The organism is Asticcacaulis excentricus (assembly GCF_003966695.1).
GTDB classification, from domain to species: Bacteria; Pseudomonadota; Alphaproteobacteria; order Caulobacterales; family Caulobacteraceae; genus Asticcacaulis; species Asticcacaulis excentricus_A.
Window position 1 is genome coordinate 471,439 of record NZ_AP018827.1, and the last position, 13,255, is coordinate 484,693.

Below are 13,255 nucleotides of genomic sequence, written 5' to 3' on the forward strand. Positions count from 1 at the left end.
CCTATATGGGCCACATGACCGAACGCACATGTGCCTATTGCCGCCAGACCTATCAGGTCGCTGACCAGACGCTTCCCAATGCGGCGAAGGACTATTCCCCCTTTTGCTCGAAACGCTGCGCCGATGCCGACCTGATGCACTGGCTGAAGGGCGAATACGTCATCAGCGGCACGGGGGCGCTGGCGGCCGAAGCGCCGGAAGAGGAGGGGGCGGCACCGTCAGCGGACTTATCCTCACCTTTTGACGATAATGACGCGGTTTAGACGGGTTTTTTGCGAAATTCAGGCTTTGCGCGCTTGCCAAGCCCGAATGGCTCGCTTATTAGAGCCACCTCCCGAGGCGGCGCACCAAGGTCGTTTCGATGCAAAGAGTGCCTGGATAGCTCAGTTGGTAGAGCAGCGGATTGAAAATCCGCGTGTCGCTGGTTCGATTCCGGCTCCAGGCACCATCTACTCTCTAAAATCTCTTATCTGTTCAACGGTTTGCGAGCCATCCGGCGAAACCTTATTGGAACAAAAGTGGTTCCTGTGACCGCGTTTTTGGTCACAGCAGTGACTTAGGGCGTTTAGCCAAGGGTTCCGTGGTAAACGTCCAGCTTTGCCGCCGCGCGGTCGGCAATGGTTCGGGTGATCTTCCCGTAGTGTTTTTCGATGACCTTCTGAATGTGCGTCAGGCTATGCTGGGTGCGGCTGGCGATTTCCGGAAAGTCCAGACCCGCCTCCCACATGATCGTGATTGCCGTGTCGCGGAAGTCCTGAAACGTCTTCGTTGTGTCCCATGTCCAGTTCACCGAGTTGCGGATGTCGATGAATGTGTGCCGGAAATACTGACTTGACCATTGGTTGCCCACGGCGGAGCGGGCGTTATGGCCTTCGCGCTGATCCACGCGGATGACATAGTCCGACTGCATTTCAAAGATGTTGCCGCCCAACTGCGCATAGTGCGCCCGGATGCGCGCGATCAGGTCGCGTCCGTTGGCCGTCAGGGTGGTTTCGGTTTTGATCCCTGTCTTTTTGCGGGTGTTCAAAACGCGACCGTTGCGGATTTGCGACCATTTCAGGTTCAGGATGTCGGTTTGTGACCACGACAATTCCAGCGCCAGTTCGACGGCAAAGGCCACCGAATGCCAGCCGGAGCGGTGACACGCCTCAAGAAGGGCGGCAATCTCTTCGCGCGACCATATGACGATGCGGCCATCGGGTTCGGTGATGTCGATAAGTTCGACGGGGTTTGGCCAGTTGGCCCGCAGCCGCTTACGCACCCATTCCAGCCACGCGCGGGCGTAGCGCATGATGGCGGCGGCATTGGCGATTTGCGGCTTGCCCGTGCGCTCATTGACCATGCCGGCGAGGATAGAATAGGCGCGTTCAAGGTTCGACGGTTCCGGGACAATGCCGCGTTTGATGTCGTCCTCTACCTCTTCCGGCGTCTTGGGCAGGACGATCAGGGCTTCGATCGGCAGGGCCCGGACCTCAGCCATAGCGTGCCGGTAGCGCGTGAGGGCGCGGGTATAGGCGCGGCGGGGCAGACCGGCGCGTTGTGGTTCGCCGGAATGCAGCCCGCCGAAGATTTCAAACAGGCGCTTAAGCCGTTGCCGGATGTCCTTTTGCGTGTTCGGCTCCTTCGTCGTGAAGGCGGGCGAAGCGATATAGGCGTCCAGCAATGCGCCCAGCGTGCGCCCGGACAGCACCTCCGGGGCCTTACGCAGGGACAGGGGGGCGACGTGCGCCCACGGCATGCCGTGCAGGCTTTCGCCGCGTTCCGCCGCCTGGACAAGGGCGTTGATATGTTCGCAGGCGCGCCATGCGTCGGGGAGGCTGAGGTGTTTGCCCGTGTCCGGGTCTTTGAGCGTCAGGGCCGTCCAGCCCTGCGCCCGGCGGGTTTTTGAGGGTATCCAGCGCCAGATATGCGCTGCGTCCCCCTGTTGCAGGCCCGTAGGGGCCTGTGGGGCTTTGCTCATTGGGTTAACTCCTGAATGAGGTTGGCTTTGTCGGCTGCGTTTTCGGCGGCGGCGGACAGGGTGTGCAGGAAGGGTTTGAGGTCATCCGGCGCGGTACGCGCCAAGATCATCAGGGCAAGGCCGATATTCATGGTTATGGCCGCGACCTGATCGGCATAGGTGTTGATGTCGTGAGCGTTGTTTACACTGTGCATATGCTACCCCTCATTAAGAATGGGATCACAAAAGCACGGGTGAAAAATACACGCATCGCAACTCTATTCACAGGGTAGCACTCGCTTAGCGAGTGAGTCCCGGCGGTTGTATTTGTTTGAAGTGCTACGCTAAACAGTTTAGCCGCGCGGCGCGGGGGATCGGCGGCGGGTAGTCGGCTGGGCATGGCTCGTTTCCTTCTCAGGGGCACCTTTGGTGGCCGGAGGCTGAGAACACGACGAGAGGCGTGCACGCGCGCCTTTAGGCTGACGCCATTGGACATAGCGCGCGTACTCCGGCCATAGGTAGGGAAACGGGTGGTTTCGTCACCTCAGGCCGCTCTCGTCATGTCGGGTTCTCAGGCCCGGTAACGAGAGGGTTGCGCCGTTTCGGTTTCAATGTCAAGTTGCTATCTCGCTTTTAAGGGGAGTTGGGAGTGCGGCCAATTGTAATTGCGGCGGTTTTGATCATGCTGGCAGGACCCGCAAACGCTCAAGGTTTGCTAAAATGTGCTTTCGCCCCCTGTAATGCTGACGAAATGACAGAAAGGGCTTCTGCATTTTTGCCTCGTATGGATGACCCTAAGTTTGTGGAGCTTTTTCCTCAGGCTGTATCGGACTATGAACGTGTCCTTAGAGCCGATAATTGGTCTAATAAGGACATCGCAAACGCCCTTAGGTATGTGGCCTATAACTACCAACAGGCTTTAAAGGATAGGCGTATGAACGTTCAAGGTTTCACCGCGGAAACCGCTAAAGGGGCCATTGCCGTATTGTCGGCCCGCGCAGATTGGCTTGATCCTTCAAATGACCGATAAAGACGCCTTCAAACTTGAGGTCATGGCCGAGGTTCAGGAAGAGATTGCGCGGCGGTGTGCCGAGCGGGCTGATCTTCGGATGTTCGATTTCAAGGCCAAGGCCAAGCGGTTGCGGGATGAAGCCGCCCGCCTGAGAGACGGGCGGCGCGGGGGTTAGTTAATGGTGACCGTATCCCCAAGAGTTGGGGTGTCTTCGTGGCCACAGTTTATGCAGGTCAGCGTGTAGCCCGTCAGCGGCGGTTCGCTGGGATTGGCGTCTGGCATAAAGATGCGTACCCGCCAATTGCGGATAAAGTTGTTCTCAGTGTCCCTGCCGTCGCGGTCATAATTCATTGTGTCGTGCAAAACGTGAGTAATGATCACGTCCGATGCGCCGAGCGCGCTCAGCCATTCGGCCATAAGGCCTGAGTTGTTAAACTCTTCGTCCCAGATGCTCACGTAAAGGTCGAACATGGCTTCGCCTTTCGCTGAATATCCTGTGAAGTCCATAGCTGGACATTCTCCAAGTGAGCCTTCGCCTGGGCAACCGTCACGGCCTACCAGTTTGCGATTTAGTTCTTTAAACAAGTGACGATAGCGGATGTCGAGCGGTTCGGTAGGGGCAATCATAGCATTCTCCTTTTGGGGTAAACGGCAATCGCACACGCCCACGGGCTCAAGGCCCAGCGGGCCGAACGGGCGGGCGTCAAAGCCAGTGTCGTTGCAAATGGGGCAGGGCATCAGAAAGGTATCCCGTCCGAAGTGCCAAAGCGCAGTTCGTTCTGACGCACCTGTAGGCGGCTGTTGCCAAGGTGGTGCATCCCTTCGCGTTCGTGGCGCATCCGCATCGAACCGCCTTTGATGCAGGCATCCACCGGAAGCCGCCAGTGGCCGCGATAGACTTCGTAGCGCCAGCGAAAGTCATGTGTGCCGTCTGACAGGACGGCATGGATTTCGTTCGGATCGGAGTAGTAACCGTAAACGATACTCCCCGGCGGAAAGTCAGCATCGGCGCAGCTTTGAAAATCGGCGCGGTTCACGCGGTAAACGGTGTATTCCGCAATGTGATCGACGTTCGAGAAGTGCCGCACGGGGCGCGGCACGCTGGGAAAGCGGCGGGGATCGGTGTCCAGATTGGCGGCGGTGAAAGCGCGGGGCCAGCCGCGATAGTAGTAAAAGCGCGTCATGGCTCAGGCGTCCGGCTTGTTGAGGGTTGAGCCGTGGTAGAGCCCGGCGCAATATACTTGCGTGATCAGGTCGATCCCTGCAGGGCCGCGCAAGAGGGCGGCAAAAGCAACGCGCTGGGCGAGACGCGCCATCGCCGTGCGCTGTTTGGCATAGATGCGTCGCGGGCCGTCTCCGACGGGAATAGGGGCGAGCAGGTCGATAGGCTCAGTCATCACAGGCCTCCGATGGCTTTTGCGGCCAGAAGGGCGACGGCGAACGCCACCAAGGGGCCGAACATGACCAGATAGTCAGGAAGGGAAGGGCGGTAAGGTTTCATGGCTTACGCCGCCTTCTGACTGTCTGAGGCCAGCCATTCGTAGAATTCCGGCCATTCGGAGAGGTCGCCGTTGCGCCACGCCTCGATAAATTCGCCTATCTCGTGATGGCTATAGTCCCGTGCGAAGGCGAAGCGCACGGCCTGATCGGCGGTGCCGTGGTCGCCAAACTTGCGACCCGTGCGCGGATCGGTTTCATAGGCTTTGATGGTTTCGAGCGCTTTGTCAGTGATGATGACCGTTGGTCGCAACTCGCCACGGTCCCACCGGATACCTGCCTGCTTGAGGAAACCATTAAGGATCAGGGCGTTTTGGAAGTTGTTTTGCGGGTTGTAAAACATGAAGCCGGCTTCGCTGATACTTTTGAGCAAAACGATGGTTTGCCGGTCAATCATGGGCGTGGTGAAGCAAAGACTGTTTTTCATGGCCTATCCGATCTTGCGGCTGAAAATGTGAGTGAGGCGGGCGAGGACGTGTTCGGGGTGTCGCCACGAGTGACGGCCTGCCCGTTTGGCTATGTCCTCCTGGCGATAGGCGGCGCACAGGGCGCAGATGTGCGTCCAGAGGCCGAGCTTTTTGGCAAGGCTGCGTTCAAAGCGCAGGGCCATCATGAGCTGATAGAGGGTTGCGCCGCGCTCTTTGTGGCGATTGTTGAAGGCCGTGTTGCACTCAGGCGAGCAGAACACGGCTTCGGCCCTTAGGGAGCGGAAGGGCGTCCCGCACTCCTGACAGGTACGCGCAGACGCGGCGGGCGCAGGACGCGCCACAGGGCGCGTTTGAGCGGGTTCCTGTACAGGGGTCATAATCACACGCTCCGGTTCATGAGGTTGGACAGTTTGGCCGCCGGGAGGTGGACCGCGGCGGGCTTAGGCGGGCGGGGCGTGATCAGCTTCGGCGGCGGGGCCGGTTCGGCGGCGGGCTGGGCATAGAAGCGGTCCAGCGTTTGCGGATACCAGCGCGGCGGGTTCAACTTATCCGGCTTTGGGATTTTGCCTTCGGCTTCCAGCTTTTTGCGCTTGGTCTGAACGTAGGACACGCTCCAGCCGTTCAGCGCCGCCACGTCCGCAATGAATTTAAACAGCTCAGAGCGGCGGGGTTTGCGCGTCGGGTTGACCGGCTCAGCGCCCACGAGACGCAGGTGCTGATTGACCGTTCGGGCAAGGATCGTCCGTTGACGGCGCGCCAAGCGCTCCGTCCTGATTTCAAACAGGTTCATGTGAGGGGGTTCCTAAGTGGCCCCGCCCGTGACAGGCGGGACGTGGGCCGGGTTATCCACAGACCCTTTTTGCGAGGGGTGGGTGGTCGGGGGCTAAATCAGCCATCGCCAGAGCCAGAGCCAGAGCCAGAGCCATAGCCATCGCCATAGCCATCGCCATAGCCATCGCCATAGCCATCGCCAGAGCCATAGCCAGAGCCATAGCCAGAGCCATCGCCATCGCCATCGCCAGAGCCAGAGCCATAGCCAGAGCCATAGCCAGAGCCATAGCCAGAGCCATCGCTATGGCCAAGGCCATGCTCGGCACTGGCTGCGCCTTCGGCGCGCAGATCAACGAGCTTCGGCAACGGGAGCCTCCTTGATCGAGGTGGCGGCTTCGTCCGTCAGCGGCAGGATTTCGCACACGCCCAAGACGATGTGTTCCGCGACCTCCGGCGCGATCTTCGAGTCGCGTTGGTCGATACCGAAGTTACAGACGCCCGACAGGCTGATCGACTTCGCGGCCTTCCAGTACCAAAGGCGGCGCGCCCCGGTCAGTTGCACCGTGTCGCCTTCAACCGAAGCTAGCGTGCCGTAGTGCACGCCGGATTGGCCAGAGCGGACGAGAACGGGTTTGCCGATGAAATTGGTGAACATGGGTGTTCCTTATGAAGAATGGAAAATGCGGTCTCTGCCTGCTGTCACGCCGTCGTTTGACTGCCATAAGCTGTTATGTCGGGTCGGCGTTCACCAAACTCGGTCAGAGCGCGACGGCGGCGGCGATGCGGCTCAGAAGGTCGCCAATGGCCATGGCGGCGGAGAGAAACGCCATGGCAAAGAGGAACAGCGCGAAGAGGTCTTCGGCCAGTGTGGTTGCCGGGCGGTCATTAAAGGGCAGGTAGTAGCCCTGTAGATCGGACGGCTCCGGCTTTGGTTTGGGGAGCGCCGCGTCATCCGCCTTTTTCATCAGGAGGTCGCGGAATTCCGGGTCTTTGGCATGGCAGGCGGCATTCATCAGGGTGAACTCCGCCTGCTCATGTGGGGCCAGATCGGCGGCGCGTTCAACCGTGCAATCATGGCCCGGCGTCAGGCCGAGGCGGTTGCGGTAGGGGAAGAGCGAAATGACGTTGTCGGCCATGGTCAGTGCCCTCCGTGGATCGTGTAGCCCATGGCGTTCGCCAGCACCGTCAGGAACCAATGCGCCTTTGGATGCTCGCTTTTGGGATAGCTGGCAAAGGTGTAGTGAATGTCCTGTGCGTCGTCGAACTCGTCCCGCAACTTTGCCAGAATTTCGATCAGAAAATCGGGGTCGTTGCGCGCGATTTCTTCGGCGATTTCATGCGCGCCGACATAGAGGTTCAGGCCCATTACGCCGCCTCCTGCCCAAGGGCCACGGCAGCGGGGCGCAGGATGGCGCGGACCACGTTGTCAAGGCTGCGCAGCGCGTCGTCGGGGAGGGCGTGCATACGCTGGATCAGGCCCGGATTGCGGCGGTCGATTTCAACCGCCTGCGCCGTCATGCCGCGCGTGTTCAGGCCGATGACGTGATCCTGAGCCGGGAACAGATCGGCGGGGGCCAGTTGCAGGGCCTTGGCGATGTGAAACAGCTTTGAAGCCGACACGCGGTTTCGACCGCGCTCATACTTCTGGACCTGTTGGAAGGTGAGGCCAATGGCGTCGGCCAAGGCTTCCTGAGACATGCCCAGCGCTTTGCGCCGGATGCGGATATTAGCGCCAACGATCAGGTCAATCTCATCGGCGGCGCGTTCGTTCGGTTCGGTGGACAAGGGTTCAGTCTCCCGTTTGGTGTGACAACCACGGGAGGATTAACGCAGCGATGTTGCATTTGTCAACGCGATTTCGTTGACATGACGTTGTCAGCGGTCGCCGCGAAGTGCAATTCTGGCGACAAAATCAACCTGATCCGATTGAACCAATTCGGTTTTATCAGGGTTCAAGACCGCGAAAAAATATGTCTGATCTTTCTGAGATACAAAGCGTCGTAGCCTAATTTCCCCAGATTTTAACCGGACGACGCATCCTTCCATTGGCTTTGGGCGGCGCGTTTTGTCGAAGAAAACCAATTCGCCTTGTTCGGCATACGGTGACATTTCACTGTTTTCGGCGCGGAATGGCGTCAAATCTTCTGGGAAGCCATCATGCCAGGTGGGGCCTGATAGAGAAAACGTTGTGCCCTGAAATTCAGCAACTCGCTTTGCTTCGCTGTAAAATTGCTCATCTGTGAATTCCAGATAAGCTAATATGCGAAGTAAATTATCTAATGGAATGTCGCTTTTCCCAAGTTCCCACTTGGAAACAACCTGACGGGTAACCGTCAAAAGTCTGGCTATCTCTTCAAGAGATTTGTTGCGGCTGTGGCGAAGATTGCGCAACACTTGGCCGCGAATATGGCGGGGGATTTGGTCATAGGTCTGCATAACCGCAGGGTGAATGTACCCGGCGACAGTGGCAAACGCTGTGTTCAAACTTTTGTGAACGAACATGCGTTGACAATGTCAACAAATCACACACAGGTCAAGCATCGCTATGACACATGCGATGCACACCACACACAAAACGCCGCTGGCTCGTTTTCTGTTCGAGAACGATCTCTCACTGCGTGAGGCCGCGCCGCTTTTCAAGACAAACCGAACCACGCTTGCGGCGTTGTCGCGCGGCGAGAAGGTCCCAAAGGGCGAGACGCGGGAAATCCTTTCCCGCGTCCTTATTGGCGAGCTTACGCTGTCCGACCTGAAAGCGCAGGTTTGTGATGGGTAAGACTGCGCAACTCAGACAGCGGGTGATTGAAGCTGTCATCGAATATTTAAGGGGCGCGGCGGTTGTGCGTGAGGCCGAAGTCTCGACGGGTCGTCGGATTGATTTGCTGGTACGCTGGGAAGGCCAGCGCATTGGCATTGAGCTTAAGCACGCCATAAGCCCGCGCCGTCATCAGGATCAGATTGCGGCCTATGAAGCCGCGGTTGATCGGCTTTTTGTCGTGTGCACGTGGGAAGCCTATTCGGCGCTTAGCCGGGCCGGGCTTCTGACCCCGTCAACCCTGTGTATCAGTGACTTAGACCTTCATCTGATTTCTTTGCGGGACAGCGTTGATCCTGCTGACAATCTGGTGAGGGCAGGGCGCGAAATCGCCTTGAGACGCGCCTTACGGGCGCAGTCTTTTGAACAGCTTCTCGACCAGTGTGTCGAGCTTAACCTTCGCGGTGCGCCGGAGTCCCCCTGCTCCTCACAGGCGTCCGCAAAGGGCCGCGCCCGGCTGGGCGGTCATGGGCGCGGTCAAACTCCGGCGGCAGGCGCGAGGACCAAGGCGCAGCCTGCCGCCGCTTTTTCAGGGGAGGGGTGAAATGATCGGACGTTTACTTTGCTATCTGAACGGTTGGAAGGCTATCGAACCAGACGTGCCAATCCCGGCCAAGTACGGCCAGAGGTTTGACGTTAGATTTGATGACGGCGATGAGATGTGCGGCTTGATCCGTGGCCGGTCGTTTGTGGGAAAATCTAAGCAGGGAAAGACCTTTGAATATAGCGGCGGTGTGCCTTGCTTTTGCATGGAAAACACGAAGACCAATAAGGTTTTCGGGCATCAGTCGCATTATCGGCTTTATGTCATCGACCCAAAGCAAGCCCAGATCGGTCAAACGGTCGCTCAGTTTCGCAATATCGCCAAACAGGCCGAACGCGAAGGCCGCGTAACCGTACCGGCAGGCAAAAAGCGTAAGCGCCAAAAGGAGCCGTCATGACCGATCATGACAAGGCGCTGTGGCTGGCCCTGTGTGAGCTGGTCCTTAACCCCAAGGTCACGGATGTGTCGCGCATCCACCGCGCGGCCAAGCGGCTGAAAGGGCGCAAAGGCGCTATCCCGCCCGGCTGGCACTATGTGGGCTCTCCGTTTCAGTTGCTGTTTAGCAAATCGCAAAAGCTGATCGGCGGGGATCAGGCGGGCCGGGCGCGGCTTTGCGGCTTTGCGTCGAAAGTGCTGGAGGCTATCGGCGGGCACGTCGCGCCGGAGCGCGCGCCGGTTCTGCCTGCGCCGATTGTGACACATGTGCCGCGCCGCCGCCGCGCCGATATTGACGATTAAACGGAGCCACGGGGATGTCAGGTATACCGCAACCGGTTGGCCTTATGACCTCAACCGGTGAACAGTTTCAGCTTGTTTCGCCGCCTGCGGAGCCCATGCGGCCCAAGCGGCGCGCGCGCCGTCCGGCCACCCCCGCCGCGCGGCCCTATTTCAACGAAGAAGATTTCCGAATGGTGCTCGATATTGTGTGCCGATACGCACCGGCGCTGCTTTCGCGCAAGATGAAGCGCTATTTCAGCCGTCCGTTTGAGTTGCATGAAGCCATTCTGATCTATGCGCTGCGGACGGAGCTGCAATGGCCGCGTGAGCAGTTGCGGCGGCCTTTGGGGCGGGGGATCAAGCACATTACTGCCATGACCATGCTGATCGAAGATTTGCGCGACGATCACGACTTTATCGAGACGATTTGCACCAAGGTTGCGGGGTACGCCAATGGCCTACACCTCTAAGACCATTGATTTCAAAGGCGTGAATGACAAGCTCATGAATGATCCGTGGTCGCTTATGGATCGGCTGGGGCTCAAGTATCGCCGCGCGGGCAAGATTGCCTATGTCAAGGGCTATCCGGCCAGCGGGGACAACAGCTTTGTCGTCTTCTGTCAGTCGGGCACGTTCAAGGATTTCAGCGGCGGCAAGCAAGGCGACCTGATCGACCTTATTGGCGTGGCGCTCAATTTTTCCAATCAGCTTGAAAGCCTGAAATGGGCCAATGCCTATCTGGGGCACGGTGAGGTGACCCAGCTTGACCCAGAGGTGGCGCGGCGGGCGCACGTGCGGCGTGAACAGGAGCGCCAGCGCCATCAAGCGCAGCAAGACGAGCGGTCGCGCAAGATGGTGGGATATTGGGCGACCCTGCCCGCCATCGGGGGCACGGTGGTTGAAACCTATTTGAGGGAGGCGCGCGGCATCCCCCTCGACCTTTTGGGTAAGTTGCCGGATGTGCTGCATTACGAGGCGCGGGCCGAACACGCCGACGATGAGACGGGCGAGGTCACCTACTGGCCCGCCATGGTCGCGGCCATTTATCGCGGTTCTCAGCCCCTTGGCATACACCGCACCTTTTTGCAGCCAGACGGCTCCGGCAAGGCCCCGGTCAGGCCGTCAAAAAAGATGTACGGGCAGATGAGGGGCGGGGCCATCCGGCTCACGCGCGGCGCGTCTGGCCTGACGCCCAAGGATGCGCTGCGGCGCGGCGTCAAGACGCCTCTGCTCCTGGGCGAAGGGATCGAGACGGTTTTGAGCGCGGCGTGCGCCGTGCCGGAATATCGCGCATGGGCGGCGGGGAGCCTTGGGAACCTTGACATCGCGTGGCCTGAGTTTGTGTCCGATGTGATCCTGCTGAAAGACAACGACTGGAAGCCGCCCGCTATGAAGCGGTTTGAGGCCATAGAGGCCCATTGGCGCCAGCTCGCCAAGGCGCGCGGCGGTCGCGTCAAAATCGCCAGCGCGGCGGTAGGGTCTGATTTCAACGACTGGATTGTGGCATGACGGATACGCCGACACCTGAGACCCCGCCGAAAAAGCGCGGGCGGCCTTCCAATGCCGAAAAGATGCGCGCGGCGCTGATCCTTGATGACGAAGACGATATTGCGTTTGAGACGGTCAAACAGGCGGCGCGCAATGATCCGGTGATGGGCGCGCCTATGCGGTTCGTGAATGCCAATGGCGACGAGGAGTTTGTGCCCCCGGGTGAATGGATGCGCGACGAATGGGCGCATCTGGACATTGTGGACCCGGAAACCAATCTGCCCCGCAACATGCCGGTTGAAATCCTTGGCATGGATGCAAAGGGCCTCACCACCTATGTGATCAATACCAAGGGTATGGTGGTTACCTTGCCGCCCAATGCAGGCAAGGGGCATTTTGACCTCGTGTTCGCGGGGCGGTCAAACTATCTTACGTGGTTGTTTCCGCGCTACAACAAAAAGGGCACAAAGGTTGTCGGCTGGGAGGCCGATGAATTTAAGCGCGCCGTGGCTGATGTGGCGGGGTGGTCCGATGTGTACGACCCCGACGATAGCCTCAGAGGCCGGGGCATGTGGCGCGATAAGTTCGGCAACCCCGTCTATCATGCCGGCGATGCGATATTGCACGGCGGTCGCTGGAAAAAGCCGGGCCGCCACGACAAGCACATCTATTCTGCCCGCACCCGCACCGGCAGGCCCCGGCTTTATGAAGACCTGAACCCAGCCGGTCAGCGGTGTTACGACATCCTGAGAACGTGGAATTGGGAGCGGCCTGATTTAGACCCTGTGTTGCAATTGGGCTGGGTTATGACGGCCAAGATGGGGGCGTTCCTGTTCCGGCGGCCTGCGGTATGGCTCACGGGGCCGCGTGGATCGGGCAAATCCTATTTGCAGGGCTTCCTCCGCTCTTTGATGCACGAGGCGCTTCTGGCCTCGTCCAATGCGTCGCAGGCCTATATTTATCGCAAGCTGGGGCAGGACTGCGTTCCTGTGCTGGTGGACGAGCAGGAGAGCAAGGCCGATACGGCACTCACCGACCGGTTGCTTGACCTCGTCCGGGCGTCCTATTCCGGGGACGATCTGGGGCGCGCCGATAAGGACGGCGGAACGGTGACGTTCACGCTCAGGTCTTCGTTTCTGGCCTCTTCGATCGCTAAGCCCTCGACCGAGGCGTCGGACGATAGCCGCATGGCGCTTTTGTCATTGCGCGCCACGGATAAAAAGGGGGGAGCCTATACGCACGATGAAGCCTATCGGCTGGGGCAGGTGTTGACCTATCGCGCGATACGCTGGGCCCCTCGGTGGGATGCGTTACTTGAAACCATAGAGAAGGCGCTTGCGCTCAAAAAAGGGCACACGCCGCGCTCTCTGGACACGTTCGCGCCGTTCATGGCGGGGTTTCATATCGCGCTTTATGACCAGATGCCGACCGAAGAACAATGCAGGCACTACGCCGCGCTTGTGGACCCGTCGCAGCTCATTGAGCTGAACACGCAGATGGACGATTGGGAGAAGTGTATGCGGTTCCTGCTGGGGGCCGTGCCGGACCTGTTTAAAAACCGAACCAAAGAAAAGACCATCGGGCAGATTGTCCGCTATTATCAGGCCTGTGGCGACAAAGACGAAACCGATGCGCTGTTTAGAGGGCTTCGGGTGTCTCTGAATTTCAAGAAAAACACGCCGATGGATTGGGACCATGCGCGTCTTTTTGTGCCCAACTCTGACCCGGCTCTAATCGACCTGTTCAACGGGACGAATTGGGGATCACGCAAAGGCAATGCCGGGACGTGGAACGGCGTGCTTAAGCAGGCCCCGCGCGATTTGTACGAAGACGCGACCAGCACCAAAGGCGGTATTGACCCCGTGCGCGGCCTTGCGTTCAGCCTGCCTAAGCTGATCGACTACCTGAACGGCGGCCATGATGAGGTCGAACCCACAGACCCCGGCATGTTCAGCGCCCCGGACCCAGAGCCGCCGGTTTTTGACCGGTTGCAGGGGTTTGAGGATGAAGATGCGTTTGGGGGTGGGCGATGAGTTTTAATCCG

General features: G+C 59.2%; 24 protein-coding genes and 1 tRNA gene. 11 read left to right on the forward strand and 14 right to left on the reverse strand.

Annotation, left to right across the window (positions count from 1 at the left end; all coding sequences use genetic code 11):
• Nucleotides 1–14: 14 nt before the first annotated feature.
• A complete protein-coding gene (locus EM6_RS02350) occupies nt 15–263 on the forward strand; it encodes a DNA gyrase inhibitor YacG (protein WP_126420005.1) in 249 nt (82 codons plus the stop codon).
• Between the two features lie 109 nt (nt 264–372).
• Nucleotides 373–448: transfer RNA gene (locus EM6_RS02355), tRNA-Phe, on the forward strand.
• Between the two features lie 117 nt (nt 449–565).
• Here the strand turns inward: EM6_RS02355 and EM6_RS02360 are convergent.
• Complete coding sequence (locus EM6_RS02360) at nt 566–1,960, reverse strand: tyrosine-type recombinase/integrase (protein ID WP_126420007.1); 1,395 nt, start codon at nt 1,958–1,960, stop codon at nt 566–568.
• The gene (locus EM6_RS02365) at nt 1,957–2,154 is read right to left on the reverse strand and encodes a hypothetical protein (RefSeq protein WP_126420009.1); all 198 of its coding nucleotides are present in this window, start codon (nt 2,152–2,154) and stop codon (nt 1,957–1,959) included. The genes EM6_RS02360 and EM6_RS02365 overlap by 4 nt, the downstream gene beginning before the upstream one ends.
• Before the next feature lie 467 nt (nt 2,155–2,621).
• Here EM6_RS02365 and EM6_RS02370 point away from each other — a divergent pair, with 467 nt between their 5' ends.
• Complete coding sequence (locus EM6_RS02370; RefSeq protein ID WP_126420011.1) at nt 2,622–2,969, forward strand: hypothetical protein; 348 nt, start codon at nt 2,622–2,624, stop codon at nt 2,967–2,969.
• Entirely contained in the window at nt 2,959–3,126 is a 168-nt protein-coding gene (locus EM6_RS17285; protein ID WP_172961109.1) for a hypothetical protein, read from the forward strand. Before EM6_RS02370 ends, EM6_RS17285 begins: the two co-directional genes overlap by 11 nt.
• Here EM6_RS17285 and EM6_RS02375 read toward each other — a convergent pair.
• The 12 genes from EM6_RS02375 to EM6_RS02430 form a co-directional block, all read right to left on the reverse strand.
• Entirely contained in the window at nt 3,123–3,578 is a 456-nt protein-coding gene (locus EM6_RS02375) for a hypothetical protein (protein WP_126420012.1), read from the reverse strand. The two genes, EM6_RS17285 and EM6_RS02375, sit on opposite strands and share 4 nt — an antisense overlap.
• A 110-nt stretch (nt 3,579–3,688) precedes the next feature.
• On the reverse strand, nt 3,689–4,135 hold the full coding sequence (locus tag EM6_RS02380; protein WP_126420014.1) for a hypothetical protein: 447 nt from the start codon (nt 4,133–4,135) through the stop codon (nt 3,689–3,691).
• 3 nt (nt 4,136–4,138) lie between these two features.
• Nucleotides 4,139–4,348, reverse strand: coding sequence for a hypothetical protein (locus EM6_RS02385; protein WP_126420016.1), 210 nt, complete (start codon nt 4,346–4,348; stop codon nt 4,139–4,141).
• Between the two features lie 107 nt (nt 4,349–4,455).
• Nucleotides 4,456–4,875, reverse strand: a complete 420-nt coding sequence (locus EM6_RS02390) for a hypothetical protein (RefSeq protein ID WP_126420018.1) — start codon at nt 4,873–4,875, stop codon at nt 4,456–4,458.
• Nucleotides 4,876–4,878: 3 nt separating this feature from the next.
• Nucleotides 4,879–5,253, reverse strand: coding sequence for a hypothetical protein (locus tag EM6_RS02395; protein WP_197723582.1), 375 nt, complete (start codon nt 5,251–5,253; stop codon nt 4,879–4,881).
• Between the two features lie 2 nt (nt 5,254–5,255).
• On the reverse strand, nt 5,256–5,666 hold the full coding sequence (locus EM6_RS02400) for a hypothetical protein (RefSeq protein WP_126420020.1): 411 nt from the start codon (nt 5,664–5,666) through the stop codon (nt 5,256–5,258).
• A 98-nt stretch (nt 5,667–5,764) separates the two neighbouring features.
• Nucleotides 5,765–6,013: a hypothetical protein gene (locus EM6_RS02405; RefSeq protein WP_197723583.1), complete on the reverse strand. Its 249-nt coding sequence runs from the start codon at nt 6,011–6,013 to the stop codon at nt 5,765–5,767.
• Nucleotides 5,997–6,302, reverse strand: a complete 306-nt coding sequence (locus EM6_RS02410; protein WP_126420022.1) for a DUF6948 domain-containing protein — start codon at nt 6,300–6,302, stop codon at nt 5,997–5,999. Before EM6_RS02410 ends, EM6_RS02405 begins: the two co-directional genes overlap by 17 nt.
• Before the next feature lie 103 nt (nt 6,303–6,405).
• Nucleotides 6,406–6,783 (reverse strand): hypothetical protein, encoded by a 378-nt coding sequence (locus tag EM6_RS02415; protein ID WP_126420024.1) that lies wholly within the window; start codon nt 6,781–6,783, stop codon nt 6,406–6,408.
• A 2-nt stretch (nt 6,784–6,785) separates the two neighbouring features.
• Nucleotides 6,786–7,013, reverse strand: coding sequence for a hypothetical protein (locus tag EM6_RS02420; RefSeq protein ID WP_126420026.1), 228 nt, complete (start codon nt 7,011–7,013; stop codon nt 6,786–6,788).
• Entirely contained in the window at nt 7,013–7,432 is a 420-nt protein-coding gene (locus tag EM6_RS02425; protein ID WP_172961110.1) for a helix-turn-helix domain-containing protein, read from the reverse strand. The genes EM6_RS02420 and EM6_RS02425 overlap by 1 nt, the downstream gene beginning before the upstream one ends.
• 90 nt (nt 7,433–7,522) lie before the next feature.
• Nucleotides 7,523–8,149, reverse strand: coding sequence for a LexA family transcriptional regulator (locus tag EM6_RS02430; RefSeq protein WP_172961111.1), 627 nt, complete (start codon nt 8,147–8,149; stop codon nt 7,523–7,525).
• Nucleotides 8,150–8,192: 43 nt separating this feature from the next.
• Here EM6_RS02430 and EM6_RS02435 point away from each other — a divergent pair, with 43 nt between their 5' ends.
• Genes EM6_RS02435 through EM6_RS02465 form a run of 7 tightly spaced genes read left to right on the forward strand, consistent with a single transcriptional unit; the run spans nt 8,193 to nt 13,244 of the window.
• Nucleotides 8,193–8,423 carry a hypothetical protein gene (locus tag EM6_RS02435; RefSeq protein ID WP_126420030.1) on the forward strand — a complete coding sequence of 77 codons (231 nt, stop codon included), beginning with the start codon at nt 8,193–8,195 and terminating at the stop codon, nt 8,421–8,423.
• Nucleotides 8,424–8,445: 22 nt separating this feature from the next.
• On the forward strand, nt 8,446–9,006 hold the full coding sequence (locus EM6_RS02440; RefSeq protein ID WP_126420032.1) for a hypothetical protein: 561 nt from the start codon (nt 8,446–8,448) through the stop codon (nt 9,004–9,006).
• Between the two features lies 1 nt (nt 9,007).
• On the forward strand, nt 9,008–9,403 hold the full coding sequence (locus tag EM6_RS02445) for a hypothetical protein (protein ID WP_126420034.1): 396 nt from the start codon (nt 9,008–9,010) through the stop codon (nt 9,401–9,403).
• Nucleotides 9,400–9,744 (forward strand): hypothetical protein, encoded by a 345-nt coding sequence (locus tag EM6_RS02450; RefSeq protein ID WP_126420035.1) that lies wholly within the window; start codon nt 9,400–9,402, stop codon nt 9,742–9,744. Before EM6_RS02445 ends, EM6_RS02450 begins: the two co-directional genes overlap by 4 nt.
• A 44-nt stretch (nt 9,745–9,788) precedes the next feature.
• Nucleotides 9,789–10,193, forward strand: coding sequence for a hypothetical protein (locus EM6_RS02455; RefSeq protein ID WP_126420037.1), 405 nt, complete (start codon nt 9,789–9,791; stop codon nt 10,191–10,193).
• The gene (locus EM6_RS02460) at nt 10,177–11,232 is read left to right on the forward strand and encodes a DUF7146 domain-containing protein (RefSeq protein WP_126420039.1); all 1,056 of its coding nucleotides are present in this window, start codon (nt 10,177–10,179) and stop codon (nt 11,230–11,232) included. Before EM6_RS02455 ends, EM6_RS02460 begins: the two co-directional genes overlap by 17 nt.
• Nucleotides 11,229–13,244, forward strand: coding sequence for a hypothetical protein (locus tag EM6_RS02465; protein ID WP_126420041.1), 2,016 nt, complete (start codon nt 11,229–11,231; stop codon nt 13,242–13,244). Before EM6_RS02460 ends, EM6_RS02465 begins: the two co-directional genes overlap by 4 nt.
• Nucleotides 13,245–13,255: the final 11 nt, after the last annotated feature.